Source organism: Bacteroides sp. MSSM.1001136sp1_RTP21357st2_D2_RTP21359_211015, from assembly GCF_040913205.1.
Classification (GTDB): Bacteria; Bacteroidota; Bacteroidia; order Bacteroidales; family Bacteroidaceae; genus Bacteroides; species Bacteroides ovatus.
The window spans coordinates 1-17,087 of sequence record NZ_JBDFVF010000044.1 but is presented as its reverse complement, the minus strand read 5'-3'; the positions used below and the strand labels follow the sequence as shown (position 1 = coordinate 17,087).

Sequence of the window (17,087 nt, the reverse complement as noted above, 5' to 3'; positions counted from 1 at the left end):
AGTGATGTGACTTTTTTTAATAGCACACGCCAACCTACCCTAAAAAGTCGGTCTTATCTTTATCCGTGATCTCCCGAATTACTTTACATGGCACTCCTGCAGCGATTACATTTTCCGGCACATCCTTAGTCACTACACTTCCTGCTCCGATTACCGAATTTCTCCCAATGGTAACACCACCCATAATATGAACGCCTGCACCAATCCAGACATTATCCTCTATTACAATCGGATGTGCATAGCAACCTCCCATAATGCGTTCCCGGGCATCAAGTGCATGATTTGCTGTGTACAATCCTACACGTGGCCCCAACAATACATTATCCCCTATTGTAATAAGATTCCCATCCAACATGATGCAATCAAAATTAGCAAAGAAGTTGTTTCCTATAGTGATATTAAATCCAAACTCACACCGGAAATTGGGTTCGAAGTGAACATTCTCCCCAATGCCTTTCAACAAATTGCGTAATAATGCTTCACGAACCTCTTTGGGTTTTCCATAAGTAGAGTTATAATCATTAGTCAGAAAAACGACTTGTTCTCTTCTCTGAACCAGTTCTGTAGACAAATCATTATACATAGTCCCCGACAGCATTCTTTCATACAATTCTCTATTTTCCATATCTATATCATAATGATTGATTAAAGTCCTTTTGTAATCACCGGTAATCCGAAAAAGCCTTTTTGTAAAGTCAGTATCTTCGATGCACCTGCCTTGGCCTTATTATAAGTGGAAAGTGACACATGCAGCTCTTCCACAGCTCCATTCTCAAAAGCTACCTGCAAATAGTATTCCTTACGTATGCCATCCGAAACATAACGATGCCTGCCTACTCTACGGGTCTTCTTATGTGTTTCCACATATTTTTTCTGTACCATCACTGTTTCTTCGTGTGTGGAAGCAGGATCGGCAAACCAATAATTACCGCCAAGAAACAAGACATAACTGATGGCACCGATGCAAGCCAGATGACACAAACAATTAATTACTTTACCATCCATGGTTGTCAGCCATATCCATTTCTTATAGAATGGGATAGTAACAAGAGCAATCAAAAGCGCCATTCCAAGAGGTATCCACCAGGCAGTCAGTGTATCTTCGTAGATAACATATCCAATGCCACACGAAGCAATAAATATCAGAAGCATCAAAAAGCGAAGTATCCTAATAAATAGAGTTTTCATCATATTTCTTTCATTTATACGCAAATATAAAAATAAGCTACTGAAAACACTGATTATTAAGAAAAATACTTGATTCAACCTACTAATTCATGATTAATCAAAAGCCTTTTGCCGATATATCAAGACCTTTTGATTTTCCATCATAACTGAAATTCATGCTTATTGTATCTCCTAATAAAATGACAGCTATACAATCATTCTTTTGTGAAAGAAAGAATATGACTAATATGTCTGGAGGATGTTCCTAATAAAATAGAATATTGACCGGAATTCACTTTCCAATCATGCGTTTCATCATCCCAGAAAGCCAAATCCTCTGGCGTTATTTCAAATTCTACAGTTTGATTCTCTCCTGAATTTAAAAATATCTTCTTAAACCTTTTCAGTTCTTTCTCGGGACGCAACACAGATGGTTGATTTTCTTTGAGATATAGCTGTATCACTTCAGCTCCTTTCTGACTTCCTGTATTTGTAATAGTCACCGAACATCTTATCATTTGGTCATTCATTTTTTTAGATGACAAACGTGGTTTAGTCAATGTAAAAGTTGTATAAGAAAGCCCATACCCAAAAGGATAAAGTGGTTCTATATTTTTTGTATCATACCATCTATATCCCACTAATACACTTTCTCCATAATTCACATCATACACATTGATAAGATGCTCATTTTTAAGTTCATTATAGAGTGACGCCCCTTTAGGTAAGTATCCCCATGCTGGTGAGTCCTCAAATGTTTTTTCTATAGTCATTGGTAACTTACCAGAAGGAGTTACCTTACCTGTGATAATATCTGTAAGTGCTTCAAAACCCGATTGTCCTCCATACCACCCGTAAATCAAACCCGCCAATCGATCATTCCATGCAGACATATCAATAGCTGATCCCGTATTGAGGATAGCAATAGTATTAGGATTATTTTTAGTGACATATCGCATTAATGATTCATCTTCTTTTGGCAAAGCAAATGGACGTTCTATTGCTTCTTTATCTCGCGTACCCATACTTAGCAAAACGATGTCAGCCTCTTTTATATCAGCTACAGTAGGCTTTTCTATATAATACACTGTTCTGCCAAAAGCTCTCTGTAATGCTTCAATCAGACTTACATTATTGTAGCCGATTACTTCTGCAGCTCCATAGCCACGAGGTATTTCATATATAAACTTACCTGTCAATAATATTTTTCTATTCTTTGTTGGATCAAGTGGCAAAATATTATCTCTGTTTTTAAGTAAAACAATTCCTTCTTCTGCCACTTGTCGTGCAATTTTTTCATGCTCCTGATACTTATCAAGCAAAGACAAGTCATATTTGGACCTATCATAAAATCCCATTGCAATACAAGTAGCCAAAATAGGACGCACCATATCATCTAAATCTTTTTCTGTGATTTTTTTCTGATGGTATAAACCCAACACAGATTCTCCAAAATTATATGAACCAGGCATCTCCAAATTCTGTCCTGATTTAATAACTTTCTCCAAATTCCACACCGAATTCCAATCACTCATTACCAACCATTTAAATCCCAATTTTTCTCTAAGAATATTCTTAATAACATATGAACTTTGCCCAGTCCACTCTCCATCAATTTGGTTATACGAGGTCATTACAGACATAGCACCTGCATCTATTCCTGCCTTAAAACCAGGTAAATAGATTTCATTCATAGCTCGTTCGCTAATGATAGAATTACTCCGTTTACGATAAAATTCGGTGTTGTTCCCATAGAAATGCTTCAAACAAGCCGCTGTGCCTGTACTTTGAAGTCCCGTTACATATTGACTTACCATTTGAGATACTAAATAAGGATCTTCTCCAAAATATTCAAAGTTTCTTGCACATTGAGATTGTCGATAAATATTTAATCCAGGACCCAACAAAACTTCGATACCTCCGGCTCTACATTCCTCACCAATAGCTTTTGCATATTGGTAAGATAGATCTGGAGAAAATGTAGAGGCTAACAATATAGGAGAAGGAAAAGCTGTTGAGCGTTCCAATTGTTTCACCACATTAGGATCAGGCAAATTATTTCGGATATTTACTCCTTGTGTTGCATCCGACAAGTAAATGGGAAGTATCCCTTTCTCTTCGAATCCTTTAATAAAGAATTTATTATATCCTCTGACCATAAGTGCCTTCTCTTCTATCGTCAATCGTTCCAATAAGTCATTCGCCTTTTTATATGCCGCAGTTGCGTCCATTATTTGTTGAGCATATATCCCAATGCAACTAATAAACATAAAAACAAGTGAGATAATTTTTTTCATATTATGAAAACTCTTTAATGTAGAACTCCTCTTTATAATAGAGAAGTTCTACCTATTAATATTTAATTATTATATAATTCTTTTATTTCACTTTCTGATAATATTCTTTCGTACAAAATAAAATCATCCAGATAACCATTTAAAAAGTTTTCAGGGGCAAATGCTCCATTAGTAAAGCGATAATTACAACCAATGTAATATGGCCAATTATCAACTACTTTGTCAATAACCCCTTTCTTTTCAATAACTTTTTCTCCGTCTATATAAAGATAACTATCCCTTTTGCCATCAACTTTTTGATAAACACAAACATAATGATGCCATTCACCATCATCCATCCGTTTTCCTTCATATTCAGCCCAGTTTCCAGCCTTACCTTTATATTCTACGCAGAACACAACAGTTTTACCACTAGTATCAAGTCTGAACCAACTTTGTCTTGGGACAGGATCAGTATATGTAGCACCAGGACCAACACCTTGATGGAATATAGCATTCTTTCCAGTCATATTTGAAGTCTTCACCCAGAATGCAACAGTAAACTCACTCTCCGTATAGTGGCTCTTTAACCCTTCTTCAGGAATAGACAATATTGAATAATTTTCTTTATCTCCCTGGAAATGAGCAGCGAATCTACATTCAGCACTTTCGCCAGAAAAACGTGCCGGAGCATTATAGACATTTGCCCCAGTTCCTCCTATAAGTTCTTCAGGGTTCAATTGATTGGGACCTATATCTTTATTATCACCATCGAATGGTAAATATAACACTAGTTTTTCTGCAGAAATGACATATACGTATCCTTCTTTCTCTTTTACGGAACTGTTCACCGAGTTTTTGGCCGTTAACGTCACTTTATATTTTCCAGGATTTACATACTGCACCACAGGATTCTGATCTGTTGAAACAGAAGGATTACCTCCTTCAAAAGTCCATTTCCAGTCTTCCACCATTCCCAATGTTTTATCTAAAAAGTGAATATATCCTCCGGCATATGTATTCCGGCATTGTGCTCCAAAATCTGCGGCAATCGCATTCTTATCAATAACAGTGATATAATCCACCATTACTTTATCAGAAGATGCTTTCGGATTTTTTGCCACTAATTTAACCGTATAAATTCCCGGAGAGAACATCATTTGTGGATTTTGTTCTGTTGAAGTAATAATTTCTCCACCTTCTTTAGGAGTAAAACTCCACAACCATTCATTAGGATAGCCTTTAGATAAATCTTTGAAAGATATAATATCTTCATTTGTTGCAGTAGTCTTATCTGCAGAGAAGTTGGCTGTTATCTGAGATGGGTAGTTGACAGTAATATATTGTTCTTTCACAATTTCATTAACATTGCTTCCTCGTCCAACAGACAAAATGACAGAATAAACTCCAGGTTTATTGTACACAACACTAGGACTGAATAAGACCGAAGTCTCCGGTTCTCCTCCATCAAAATGCCAGTTCCACTTAGTCGGTTCACCGGTAGAAGCATCTTTGAAAGTGACACTTTCACCCATTGTGACTTCCTGAACATTCGATTCAAATGCTGCCTGTAATGATTGCAAATCATCTTCAGAACAAGCAGACAATACTATCATAACGACACACTGTAATAAATATAAAACTTTTCTTTTCATATCAGTGATATATTAAATTCATTGTATTTTATTAATTCTAATTCTCTCAAAACTAATCTTTTCGTATAGCTTTGAGCTGCCATTTTCATATAAAATTCCTATTTCATTATCAGAGAACATTACGATATCAGAATAGGCGAAGCCCCACTATATACGACATATCCTGCCGACCATGTTTTACCATTATCCGCACTTTTCTTTATACTCATATTTATGCGTGTTAAACTTATATCTGTATTCTCCTGCACATCAGAACAGGAAAATAAAAACAGTCTGAACAATATGTATTGACACCAATTCATTGTATCGATTTTATACTGACAACTTTAAAAGCCAATCCATCTGTATATCTTTTTTCTCCACCTTCATATATAAGAGCAATCTGTGAATCAGAGAGTTCAACCAAATCCGAATAACCAGAGTTTCCTTCATACACAATATATTGCCCTTTCCAACTTTTTCCACCATCAGAGCTTTTCTTAATAGTCATATTAATACGTTCTGTAGCAGAAGCTGCATTTGAGAGAAAAACAGATTGTCCTATTGATAGTATACTACCCTGACATTTACAATCTATTTGATCGTTGCTAGCTTGAGGATTAGACCACGTTATACCACCATCCTGACTAATACTATTTTTTCGGTAGAATCCTTCATCCGCTCTCATATTCAACATTAAAGTTCCCTCTCCTATTTCAGCAACAGAACATTCGCCAACACCACTAACCGGAGTTGGTTCACCTGGTTTCCATGTCTTTCCGTAATCATCAGAATAAATAATATGCGAATAACTTTTTACTTTTCCATTTTCCCTAGTAGTAAAATAGTTTGGAGCAATTAAACGTCCCCTATTGGTCCCTTTCTGAATTTGAATACCATGACAAGGTCCAGTAGCGTACCAATCCCATTTTTCTTTTTTCACAGCAGAAGTTATCTCAACAGGAGATGCCCAAGTGACACCGTCATCATCCGAATAGGTATAATACGGACGCCGAGTGTTTTCTCCGGTTCCATTGGTTATTGTTCCCCACTTATCTGTTTGATAATTCCATGTCATTAACAAATGTATTCTACCTTTATCATCAACAATCGGAACAGGATTTCCACAAGTATTCTGCCCATCATCCCATATCATTATTTGTTTACTCCATGTTTTTCCATTATCAGACGAACGCTTAACAACAAGATCTATATCTCCACTGTCTCCATTACTTCTAGCTTTTCTAGCCTCTGCAAATGCCAATAAGGTATTACTCTGCGTCTTAACAATAGCAGGTATTCTATAGACTTCATATCCGTCTACTCCCTGACTATAGACATAATCGAATTGGGATGCTGGAACTTCCTCTTCAGGTGAAGGTGGAACCGGAGTATCTTGTGAATCATCATCTTTTTGACAAGCCTGTGTGAATAGGCTCGTCATAAGAAATATACATGTCAGAATCTTATAAGTTTTCATATCCTTGGGTTTGTTTCAGATTAGGATTAATATTCATATCACTTAGTGGAATTGCGAGATATAATGGAATAATAATATTATCAATAGCTTTCTTTTTCAAGTTCGGAACTTCCTGATAGACATCTATTGTTCCACCAAAATGGAATCTGAGAAGATCAGGCCATCTTTTCCTTTCAAGATATAATTCTCTTGCACGCTCATTCAGAATCTCCTTTTCCACTACTTTTTTATCCGTACTTCCATTATAAATACCTATCTTAGCACGATCCCTGACTTTATTTAACTCAATGATAGCCTGCGGTGTCTGATTCAATGCTGCATAAGCTTCGGCCTTGAACAAATACATCTCTGCAAGTCGATAAATGATAATATCCGAATCATAGGTACGATCACCTTCTGTTTTTGTCCCCTTCATCTTATTATCGAAAATACCGATCTCATTTCCTCCCGCATCCTTAGCTATTATAAAAGACTCTTTTGTTCTAATATCAGTGGGATTAGCATTAAAAAGATCTATTAAAAAAGAGCTTGGTGCATAAGTACTGCGAGCCCCACCTTTTGCATAAGGTATTTCATCTTTATTTACTGCCTTTTCCACAAATACATCTCTTGGCTTCAAACTTTGACTATATTGGGCTTCCTTTTCATAAATCTCAAAGTGAATAGTCCATATCACTTCTTTTCCATATTTAGTACCATAAATATCGGCAAAATTGTCTTCAAAAGAAAGACCTTTACTTGCTAAATCAGCATAAGTGATAACATCTTTCAAATCCTGCTCAGAACCATTCAAGACTTTCGCTTTCCATAACAAAATATCGGCTTTCAGTGCATAACATGCCGGTTTTGAGGCTCTTCCTTTTCCATTCGTATAACTTTCTTCCGGGAAGAGATTGATTGCTGCATTCACATCACTTAGAGCCCGTTCTAAAACTTGCTCTGCCGGCTCCCTTGCTAATTTAGGCTTATTGGAACTTTCTGTCGGTTCCAGTTCTATAGGAGCATCTCCCCATATACGAGCTACACAGAAATACATATATCCCCTTATGCAATATGCTTCTGCCAACAGCCTGTTTTTATCAGATTCCACTCCAAAACTTATTCCAGGAGTATACTTTAATAACATATTACAATGCTGAATTACCGAATAATAACTTGACCAACCATATCCGTTTTGTGTATTTATAACCATAGAACAACCAAAACTAATCAGAAATATCCGAGTGTAAATCTTTAATTACCAGCATATTCTAAAATTTAACACTTTTCGGTTGCCATTTGTCGCTTCCCAAATTTCCACATATTTTTGAGACGTATTTCTGACGTGGAGAATTTGCGGGGCTTGTTTTTTGTCACACCGTGCAGACAGTTGACAAGGGTTTACAACCGTTTACGACAAGCGACAATAACCGCCCCGATATGCGGAAACAGTCACACTGTGTAGAAAAGCGACAATGGTTGACTTCCGTTCACATCCGTTTACCATTTCAGAGATATAGGATTGAAGAAATGAACCATTAAACGATAAAACGGTATGAAAGCAACCAGAAAATGCAGTTTTTGCGGCAAGTCCTTTGTAACCCGAAGCGGTATGCAAAGATATTGCAGTGAGGCTTGTCAGGCAGAAGCCAAACGAGCCAGAGTGATGCAGAAGAACAACCTCTTCAAAGTCGCCCAACCCTTGATGGAGATACAGCATCAGGAGTATCTCACCTTTTCCAAAGCAGCCATCCTCATGGGCTGTTCCCGACAGTACATTTACAAACTTGTAGCCATCGGCAAGCTGAAAGCCTCACGCATCAGCAACCGCATGGCATTCATCCGCAGAGCCGACATCGAGCAGATGTTGGAGGGCAATCCCTATCACCGCATCCTGCCCGGCAACACCTCCACACCAAGGAAATCATCTTCATCTTCCTTACCTGCCAAAAGAGAAAAAAGGGAAAAGGAAAGCGAAGAAGTGTTGGACTTCTATTCGGGCGAGGAGGTGATGTCCCTTTTTAAGGTAAAGCAGTCATGGCTTTACACTTCCGCCAAGCGTAACCATATCCCCATCTGCCGTATCGCAGGAAAGAACTATTACAGCAAGAAGCATATTGACGAGTTTTTCGGTGTGGCAGTTGATATTAGCGAAATTACCGACTGGCTACTGACCGAGGAGGTGGAGGAACTGTTCGGCATGAAGCCGACCGCACTCCGTGCCTACACCTATCGCCATAAGATACCCACTAAAAGAGAGTACGGGCGTACCTATTACTCCAAATCACATTTGAACGAACTCCGCAGAACTGACCTTGTGAACGATGAACGCTACTATACCGTTGAGCAGGTGCAGCAAATCTATGGTCTTTCGTCAGCCAACATCTGCCATATCGTCAAGGTGAAGCACATCGAAAAGATAAAGGTGGGTGTGAAAAACCTGCTTTTGCGCTCAGATGTGGAGCGTGTCATGGCTGAAAGGAACAAATAACCGTGAAAAATCGGGATTATCGAAAATTATTTCAAAATGATGTATCGTGGAGGTATTCACGGATATTTCACGTTGTTCCTTTGCCATCGGAAACATGGATACAACTCCAAAATGTATACAACCAATTAAAACATAATTATTATGAGTAAATGCAAAACAGTTACCTTGCGTAAGCGCAAGATTAAGAACGGGACACAGTATTCACTATGCCTTGACTACTATCCCGGCTACCGTGACAATGTCACCATGAGAGTGATTACACGTGAAGCCTTAGGAATTTACATCTTCGCCAAACCTGCAAACCAGCAGGAACGGGACTTCAACGCACGCATGATGAAGAAAGCGGTCATCCTGCGCAACCAGCGCTACGAAGCCATTTTCAATGAAAACAACGGCTTTTTTGACAAGACCAAGATGAAGGGCGATTTCCTTGCCTATTTCAAAGGACTGGCTGACCGCAAGAATATCAAGTGGCAGCACGTATACAAGCATTTCCAGCGGTTCGTGAACGGCAAATGCACCTTTGAGGAGGTGGATGTGGATTTGTGCCGCAAGTTCATGGAATACCTGCTTGATGCACCCCAATCCATCCACACCAACCAAAAGCTGCACATCAACTCCGCAGCAGGCTATTGGTCAACTTTCCGTGCCGTGCTGCACACCGCTTACCGTGACAGGAAGATAAAGGAGAACCCAAACGGCTTCTTAGACCGCATCGAGTGCATTCCCACCATCAGGGAGCATTTGAGCCAAGAGGAACTGATACGGCTTGCCGAAACACCCTGTGAGGAGGAGGTCTTGAAAAAAGCTTTTCTTTTCGCCTGTCTTACGGGACTGAGAAAGAGCGACATCAGACAGCTCACGTGGCAGCAGATACAACCATACACCAACGGCAGGATGTTCGTTACCACCCGTATGCAGAAAACCAAAGAAATAGTGCATAACCCCATCAGTGATGAAGCCTATGGACTGCTGGGAGAACGGGGCGAGGGACTTATCTTTGAGGATTTCAAGGACAAGATGCTGCAAGGACCACTCCAACGGTGGCTCACGGCAGCAGGGATAACCAAGAAAATCACCTTTCACTGTACCCGCCACAGCTTCGGAAGCCTGCACGTGGAAATGGGAACGGACATGGCTGTCATCCAAGCCTATCTCGGACATAAGAACATTACCACCACACAAATCTATTCCAAGATAGCAGCGCAGCAGATGTGTCAGGTGGTGGACAAGATAACCTTGAAGCGCAAGGAGGCATAAATGTCTCACATTGACAGGTATTCAGAGGGGCGGTTATGGCTACAAGGCTATAATCGCCCCTCTATGTTTTTGGCTTGATGCCACCATTTATAAGCCCCTCAGAGTATGAAACAGAGTATGATATGATGACATTTCGTGAAATACATTGAAAAAGACCGTTCTAACCGCAAATAACGGGCAGTAATTGGGAAAAATAGCATTAACTTTGCACAAAATAATACAGGAACATTCAATCTCTCAACGAAATATGGAATCATCAATCAAGGACAAATACATCATCTTGGGCTTTGTCGGCTTCGCCATCGTCCTAATATCTTCCATTGCCACGCTGGTAATAGCGGACAGCTTCAACCAAGACAACTTTGTCAGGTGGATAGTATTCGTATGCTGTAACCTGTTGGGATGGTTGCTCTATCTCTCCTTTCAGACACTTATCTTTGATACATACGAAATCTACAAAATCAAGTTCGGCAAGAAAGAAACGATTGCCGAAGCCATAGAGGTGCAGGAAGAACTGTCACAAAATACACTTGAAGAAGCCACATCTGTGCCTGGACCTACATCAGTCCCTGAGCCTGTACCCGAATCATCCCCGACAAAAGAAGAGACACTTATCCAAACACAACCGATAGAGCTTACTATCGCCCCGGATCTTCACGAAAAGAACCGTGCCAATTACGCAAGCAGAGAGCAACGGGAAAAGGAAGAGCGCATCCGCATGGTCATGGAGTATTGCCATTATTACCTGCCTCGCATTGCCGACCAAGAAACCGTGAACCACATCTGTACTGAGGTGGACAAATGGATGAATCTTAACACTTATACCCCGAAGCCCATACAAAGACCGTTTACCAAAGACATCAACAACATTCCACTCCGTCACTTCGTATGGAATATCTCTGAGCGTTTCCTGTACAAGAGATACTACAATGGGGATAACCGTGCCAAGTTCATCAAAGCCCTTTTCCCGAAATCGTTTGCTGATACAGACTTATCAACCATCAAGAATTTCAAGGTAGAGCCGTTAAAGACGGAAATTCCCATTGATGAACCCGAAAACGGCAAACTTGATTTCCACTATCCCGAGGATTATGTGCGGAATTAGGATAATCACGACACCAACGACAACCATCCGGTAACTCATAACCGCCTGTTTTACATCGTTTCCCGAGTAATTTTACCCGTCATTTATGGCTGGGCTTAATTATTCGGGAATTATTTTGCAATGACGTGTCGTGGAGATATTCACGGATATATCATTTCAGTCCTTTGCGCCAAGTCTTACAAAAGAGACGAGTACGCGAATGGAAAAATCAATTCTTACCTTCAACGACCTCCCCGAGGTTGTCGCTCAGCTTCGAGACGAAGTGATGAGCCTGAAAAGCCTGCTCGCCGAGCAGCGCAGTGTGAACAATGCCAAAACGGTGGACACCCACGTGCCCATGTCTGTGGACGAGGCAGCAGAGTATTTAGGTATCCCTAAGGGTACGCTCTACATGAAACTGTCAGAAGGGACAATCCCTGCCACCAAGCCCGGCAAACGCTATTGCCTTTACCGTGACGAACTGGACAAGTGGCTGGAAACCGCCCGAAAGAATCCCATACCGTTGTCAGACGAGGAACTGAACAAGTCCTTATCCTCTTCCCACCGTCGCAAGCCCAACCCACGTAACTGGTGAATGATATGGAAGAGGATAAGAACTATATCAACCTGATACGTGGCGACCTCACAAAAGCATCCCAAGCGCATAACGGTATGCCCGACAGTGTAGGCATGATGAATATCAAGACGGCAAACCAAACCATTCTTGAAGCATCGTTATTGCCTACGCCCCGTGCGCTGTGGGACAGCTTTTGGTACGAGGGGGAACTCTCCTGCTTGTTTGCCGATTCCAACGTGGGCAAGTCCATCCTTGCCGTGCAGATAGCCGACCGCATCGCCCGAACCGACAATGTGCTGTATCTGGACTTTGAACTGTCCGAAAAGCAGTTCCAGCTCCGCTATACCAACGAGCATGGAGAGCTCTACACCTTTCCCGACAAACTCTATCGGGTGTCTATTGACTGCAACCAGCTTTTGGATGCCAACTTTGAGGAAGCTATCATAGGCGGCATTGAACAGATGGCTGTGCAGACCGACTGCAAGATTTTCATCATTGACAATCTTACCTACCTGTGTTGCGCCATGGAGAAAGGCGATGCCGCAGGACGGCTGATGATTCAGCTGAACAATCTCAAAAAGAGATATGCGCTCTCTATCCTTGTCCTAGCACATACGCCCAAACGCTCTTTGGATTGTCCCATCACATCCAACGACCTTGCCGGAAGCAAACGGCTCTACAATTTCTTTGACAGCGTGTTCACCATTGGAAAAAGTGCCCAAGACGGAGGGCTTCGCTATGTGAAGCAGCTTAAAGTGCGCTATGGCACGTTCTCTCATGATGCGGATAATGTAATCGTTTACGAGATTGACAAGGTGGATGCTTTCTTGCAGTTCGTGTTCAGGGGCTATTCCACGGAAAAGGAACACTTGAAAAAATTGGGCGACAATGAATCAAGCCAAAGGGATTGCCAAATTCTGCAACTCTCCCAATCGGGCAAGTCCGTCAGGGAGATAGCCTCACAGGTGAATTGTGGCAAGTCCACCGTAAACCGTATCATCCAGCGCAGCAAAGAGAGTAAAAACGCAGGTGTCCCAAGTGTCCCACTGTCCCAACCCTTAGAGTGTGGGACAATGGGACAGGATGGGACAGCCGACAATCAACCATCAAAAACGGACTAAGCTATGGGCAATTATTCATTACAGAAGTATAAAGGAACGGCAACACGGCATACCTGCCCCAAATGCGGAGACAGGCATTCTTTCGTCTATTACGTGGACGAAAATAATGTGCCGTTGCATCCATCGGTCGGCAGATGTAACCACGAAAGCGGTTGTGGGTATCACTACACTCCGAAAGAGTATTTTCAAGAGCATCCTGAACACAGAACTACCAATGATTTCTCTTTTGACAGGCAAAGAGCAGAGCAGAAGAAAGTGAAGCAGCAAAGTAAGCCGACAGCCATCGGCTATATTCCCCCTCACTATGTGGAGAAGTCGCAAAGCGAGCGTAGCAATTTCTTCCGTTTCCTCTTCACACTCCTTACTTCCTACTATGGCGACAAGGCGAAAGAGGTGTTGAAGCGGTTGTTGGAGGAATACCGTTTGGGGGCTACCCGTGACGGCTCTGTTATCTTTTGGCAGATAGACAGGACGGGCAAGGTACGCACGGGAAAGGTGATGCAGTACAATCCCGAAGACGGACACCGTATCAAGGGAGGACAGACATCGGCAGTGAACTGGATACACAGCATATTGAAAAAGCAGCGTGTGTTGGCAGAGGATTGGCAACTATCCCAATGCCTTTTCGGGGAACACTTGTTGAAAACGCATCCCGACAAGGTGGTGGTCTTGGTGGAATCCGAGAAGAGTGCCGTTATCGGTTCTGCTATCTTCCCCGATTATGTATGGCTGGCTACGGGTGGTAAGAGTCAGATGAGAGAAGAGAAACTCCGTGTACTGTCAGGGCGAACCGTGCTTCTCTTTCCCGATGCCGATGCTTATGCCGAGTGGAAACAGCGAGCCGAGAGCATGTACTTTTGTAAGGTGGTGGTTTCGGACATCATCGAAAGGAATGCCACCCCGAAACAAAAAGAAGCCCATATCGACATAGCCGATTGGATTATCTTTCAGATACGGGAGGGCAAGGTGATGAGTACAGCCAACCACTTGGTCGAGGCTGAGAGAATCCTCCAGCGGATGATAGAGAAGAATCCCGTCCTGCAAAAACTGATAGACGATTTAGACCTTGTGCTGGTCGGTGCATCTCCAATCGGCAACGATGATGAAAAACCTCCCTGACGGAGGAGAGCGGAAGCCGTAGGCTGGAGTTTGCAGACAATGGCTTGCCATTGATATAGCCCACTATAACTACACGCTCCGCTTACGTAGTTGTGGGCTCTCCCGAGGGGATTAGGGTTTTACCCTAATGACCCACTCAGGGCGTTTCTCCCCTGAGAACCCAGAGCAAAGAGTGACCCTCTCTTTGCAATCTCCGCTTATGGGTTGCACCCCTAAGAACCCCATGCGTTTACGGACAGCGGAAAAGCAAACAATAAAGTACAAACCAAAAAACAAGTATCTATGGCAACAAAATCAAGCATACATATCAAGCCCTGCAACATCGCATCGAGCGAGGCTCACAACAGGAGGACTGCCGAATACATGCGCCACATCGGAGAGTCCAGAATCTATGTCGTTCCTGAACTATCCACCGATAACGAACAGTGGATAAATCCCGACTTCGGCAGTCCGGATTTGCGGATGCATTATGACAATATCAGACAGATGGTAAAGGAAAAGACCGGACGTGCCATGCAGGAAAAGGAGCGTGAACGCAAAGGCAAGAACGGTAAAATAGTCAAGATTGCGGGATGCTCCCCCATACGTGAAGGAGTGCTGCTTGTCAGGTCGGACACCACACTGGCAGACGTGCGTAAATTCGGTGAGGAGTGTCAAAGACGCTGGGGAATCACACCGCTGCAAATCTTCCTGCACAAGGATGAAGGGCATTGGCTGAACGGTCAGCCGGAAGCGGAAGACAGGGAAAGCTTCAAAGTCGGGGACAGATGGTTCAAGCCGAACTATCATGCCCATATCGTTTTCGACTGGATGAACCACGAAACAGGAAAGAGCCGAAAGCTCAATGACGATGACATGATGCAGATGCAGACCCTTGCATCCGACATCCTGCTGATGGAACGCGGGCAGTCAAAGGCTGTCACTGGTAAGGAGCATCTGGAACGGAACGACTTTATCATTGAGAAGCAGAAAGCTGAACTGCAACGCATGGATGCAGCCAAACGGCACAAAGAAGAACAGATAAATCTTGCCGAGCAGGAACTGAAACAGGTGAAATCAGAAATACGCACTGACAAGTTAAAGAAGACAGCCACCACGGCAGCGACAGCCATAACTAGTGGAGTTGCTTCTCTTTTCGGGAGTGGAAAACTGAAAGAACTGGAACGTGCCAACGAAAAACTGCAAGACGAAGTTTCAAAACGGAACACCAATATTGAAAAATTGCAGAGCCAAGTACAGCAGATGCAGAAACAGCATGATACGCAAATCCACAATCTCAGAGAAATGCACAGGCAGGAACTTGACATGAAAGAAAAAGAACTGTCACGGCTCGCCAGAATCATAGACAAGGCTTTCAGGTGGTTTCCGATGTTCAGGGAAATGCTGCGCATGGAAAAGTTTTGTGCCATGCTGGGATTCTCTAAAGAAATGACTGAAAGTCTTATAGTCAAAAAAGAAGCCCTGAAATGTAGCGGTAAAATCTATTCCGAGCAACACAGGCGGAACTTTGATATAAAGGATGATATTTTAAGGGTGGAAAATGACCCTGACGATGAAAGCAGGCTGAACCTGACAATAAACAGGAAGCCGATTGCCGACTGGTTCAGGGAGCAATGGCACAGGCTTAGATATGGAGCAAGAGTGCCGCAACAGGAAGAAAGAAAAAGTAGAGGATTCAAATTATAATAGAAGCAATTTGATTAGTAATCTAAAAGCACTCCGATAACGATTAGAGTGCTTTTAGATTGTTTATCATTAATTATCAAAGCAAGTGCAGTTTAAGATTTTACTGAAGTTTGCATTAATAAAGAATATACTACAGCTGATATATGCGCAACATATTGTGACGCTTGTGATTCATTTCCCTTGAAATCCTTAACAAATACCGCTAAGGTATAACTGATATTATTAGGCAGACATATATAGGCAACATCATTGTGAGCTGCAAGAACACCATTTTCATTAACATCACCTGAACCTGTCTTATGCGCTATAACAACCCCTTCTTTATCAAGAAGTGGAGCTGCTATCCTATCTACACCTGTTTTGCATTCTTTTAACGTATTCTTAATGAAACTTTGTTTCTCATCATCGATAAGACCTTCAGTAAACAAACGATTCATCAACATTGCAGCACCAAGAGGAGATGTATAGTTAGAGTAAGCCTTGTTATGGTCAGCCGACATTTCCTCTTCCGTATAAGCTATCTGAAAACTTGAACGAGGAATGAGTGTGGCTATAAAACTATCTGTTTGAGCGACATTAACCATATCCTTAAACATAAGGTTGCTTGCATTGTTGTCACTCTGAGTAAGAGTATAACGCAGCAAATCTCTCACTGTCAATGATATGACTGGCCCTGAATAATCTTTCAGCATAGGACTCCAAGTCTTTGGGTCAAGTTTATCCCTATTTATATTTACTAAGGTATCAAGTGAAATTCCTTTATTGTCAAAGTCATTACAAAGAGCTAATGCCTGATGAACCTTAAACACACTCATCATAGGATAAACACTCTTATTATTGACCTTAACCGTATCTCTGTTATTAACAATAACCGCCACACCAATTTCGCCAGGACAAGCTGAGACAATTTGAGAAATGCTATCAGTCAAAACATTTGTTAAAGGAGGATTTGCGCTATCTTTTGTCGCTGATTTATGGAACAATGAAAATACCAAGATGAAAATGCAAACTAAAGCTATACTCAAAACTACGATTTGTTTTTTTCTGTTTTTTTCCATGTTTATATTATTTATATTTGTTTGACGAGAATATCTTTATTTGCCGACAAAGGTACATAACTTTACGGAAAAATATGTCAATACTTCGGTAAATTTTTACCGAAAAATTAAAAGTTAAACAATAAAACCGGCAAAAGTCGGTTCGGAAACACTAA

General features: G+C 41.5%; 14 protein-coding genes. 7 read left to right on the top strand and 7 right to left on the bottom strand.

Annotated features, from left to right (window positions below; genetic code table 11):
* Positions 1 to 34: 34 nt before the first annotated feature.
* The 6 genes from AB5217_RS22055 to AB5217_RS22030 form a co-directional block, all read right to left on the bottom strand.
* The gene (locus AB5217_RS22055; protein ID WP_004300595.1) at positions 35 to 625 is read right to left on the bottom strand and encodes a sugar O-acetyltransferase; all 591 of its coding nucleotides are present in this window, start codon (positions 623 to 625) and stop codon (positions 35 to 37) included.
* Between the two features lie 20 nt (positions 626 to 645).
* Complete coding sequence (locus tag AB5217_RS22050) at positions 646 to 1,191, bottom strand: DUF2500 family protein (protein ID WP_004300596.1); 546 nt, start codon at positions 1,189 to 1,191, stop codon at positions 646 to 648.
* Positions 1,192 to 1,382: 191 nt separating this feature from the next.
* Positions 1,383 to 3,464, bottom strand: coding sequence for a beta-glucosidase (locus AB5217_RS22045; RefSeq protein WP_032845399.1), 2,082 nt, complete (start codon positions 3,462 to 3,464; stop codon positions 1,383 to 1,385).
* A 62-nt stretch (positions 3,465 to 3,526) separates the two neighbouring features.
* Positions 3,527 to 5,098, bottom strand: a complete 1,572-nt coding sequence (locus AB5217_RS22040) for a PKD domain-containing protein (protein ID WP_004326615.1) — start codon at positions 5,096 to 5,098, stop codon at positions 3,527 to 3,529.
* A 298-nt stretch (positions 5,099 to 5,396) separates the two neighbouring features.
* Complete coding sequence (locus tag AB5217_RS22035) at positions 5,397 to 6,521, bottom strand: sialidase family protein (protein WP_229115795.1); 1,125 nt, start codon at positions 6,519 to 6,521, stop codon at positions 5,397 to 5,399.
* Between the two features lie 22 nt (positions 6,522 to 6,543).
* Positions 6,544 to 7,683, bottom strand: coding sequence for a RagB/SusD family nutrient uptake outer membrane protein (locus AB5217_RS22030; RefSeq protein ID WP_368112639.1), 1,140 nt, complete (start codon positions 7,681 to 7,683; stop codon positions 6,544 to 6,546).
* Positions 7,684 to 8,091: 408 nt separating this feature from the next.
* Here AB5217_RS22030 and tnpA point away from each other — a divergent pair, with 408 nt between their 5' ends.
* The 7 genes from tnpA to AB5217_RS21995 all read left to right on the top strand — a co-directional run bounded on the left by tnpA (position 8,092) and on the right by AB5217_RS21995 (position 15,874).
* On the top strand, positions 8,092 to 9,027 hold the full coding sequence (tnpA, locus tag AB5217_RS22025) for a transposon Tn4555 protein TnpA (RefSeq protein WP_004292844.1): 936 nt from the start codon (positions 8,092 to 8,094) through the stop codon (positions 9,025 to 9,027).
* Positions 9,028 to 9,168: 141 nt separating this feature from the next.
* Complete coding sequence (locus tag AB5217_RS22020; RefSeq protein WP_004338318.1) at positions 9,169 to 10,287, top strand: tyrosine-type recombinase/integrase; 1,119 nt, start codon at positions 9,169 to 9,171, stop codon at positions 10,285 to 10,287.
* Positions 10,288 to 10,534: 247 nt separating this feature from the next.
* Positions 10,535 to 11,392, top strand: coding sequence for a transposon Tn4555 protein TnpC (tnpC, locus tag AB5217_RS22015; RefSeq protein WP_004339687.1), 858 nt, complete (start codon positions 10,535 to 10,537; stop codon positions 11,390 to 11,392).
* A gap of 199 nt (positions 11,393 to 11,591) precedes the next feature.
* Complete coding sequence (locus AB5217_RS22010) at positions 11,592 to 11,966, top strand: excisionase family DNA-binding protein (RefSeq protein ID WP_004338328.1); 375 nt, start codon at positions 11,592 to 11,594, stop codon at positions 11,964 to 11,966.
* A 5-nt stretch (positions 11,967 to 11,971) separates the two neighbouring features.
* Positions 11,972 to 13,069, top strand: a complete 1,098-nt coding sequence (locus AB5217_RS22005; RefSeq protein WP_004348225.1) for an AAA family ATPase — start codon at positions 11,972 to 11,974, stop codon at positions 13,067 to 13,069.
* Positions 13,070 to 13,072: 3 nt separating this feature from the next.
* Complete coding sequence (locus tag AB5217_RS22000) at positions 13,073 to 14,188, top strand: DUF6371 domain-containing protein (RefSeq protein ID WP_004292742.1); 1,116 nt, start codon at positions 13,073 to 13,075, stop codon at positions 14,186 to 14,188.
* A gap of 282 nt (positions 14,189 to 14,470) precedes the next feature.
* Positions 14,471 to 15,874: a hypothetical protein gene (locus AB5217_RS21995; protein ID WP_004292734.1), complete on the top strand. Its 1,404-nt coding sequence runs from the start codon at positions 14,471 to 14,473 to the stop codon at positions 15,872 to 15,874.
* Between the two features lie 92 nt (positions 15,875 to 15,966).
* Here AB5217_RS21995 and AB5217_RS21990 read toward each other — a convergent pair whose 3' ends face one another.
* Complete coding sequence (locus AB5217_RS21990; protein ID WP_004348227.1) at positions 15,967 to 16,932, bottom strand: extended-spectrum class A beta-lactamase CfxA3; 966 nt, start codon at positions 16,930 to 16,932, stop codon at positions 15,967 to 15,969.
* Positions 16,933 to 17,087 lie beyond the last annotated feature (155 nt).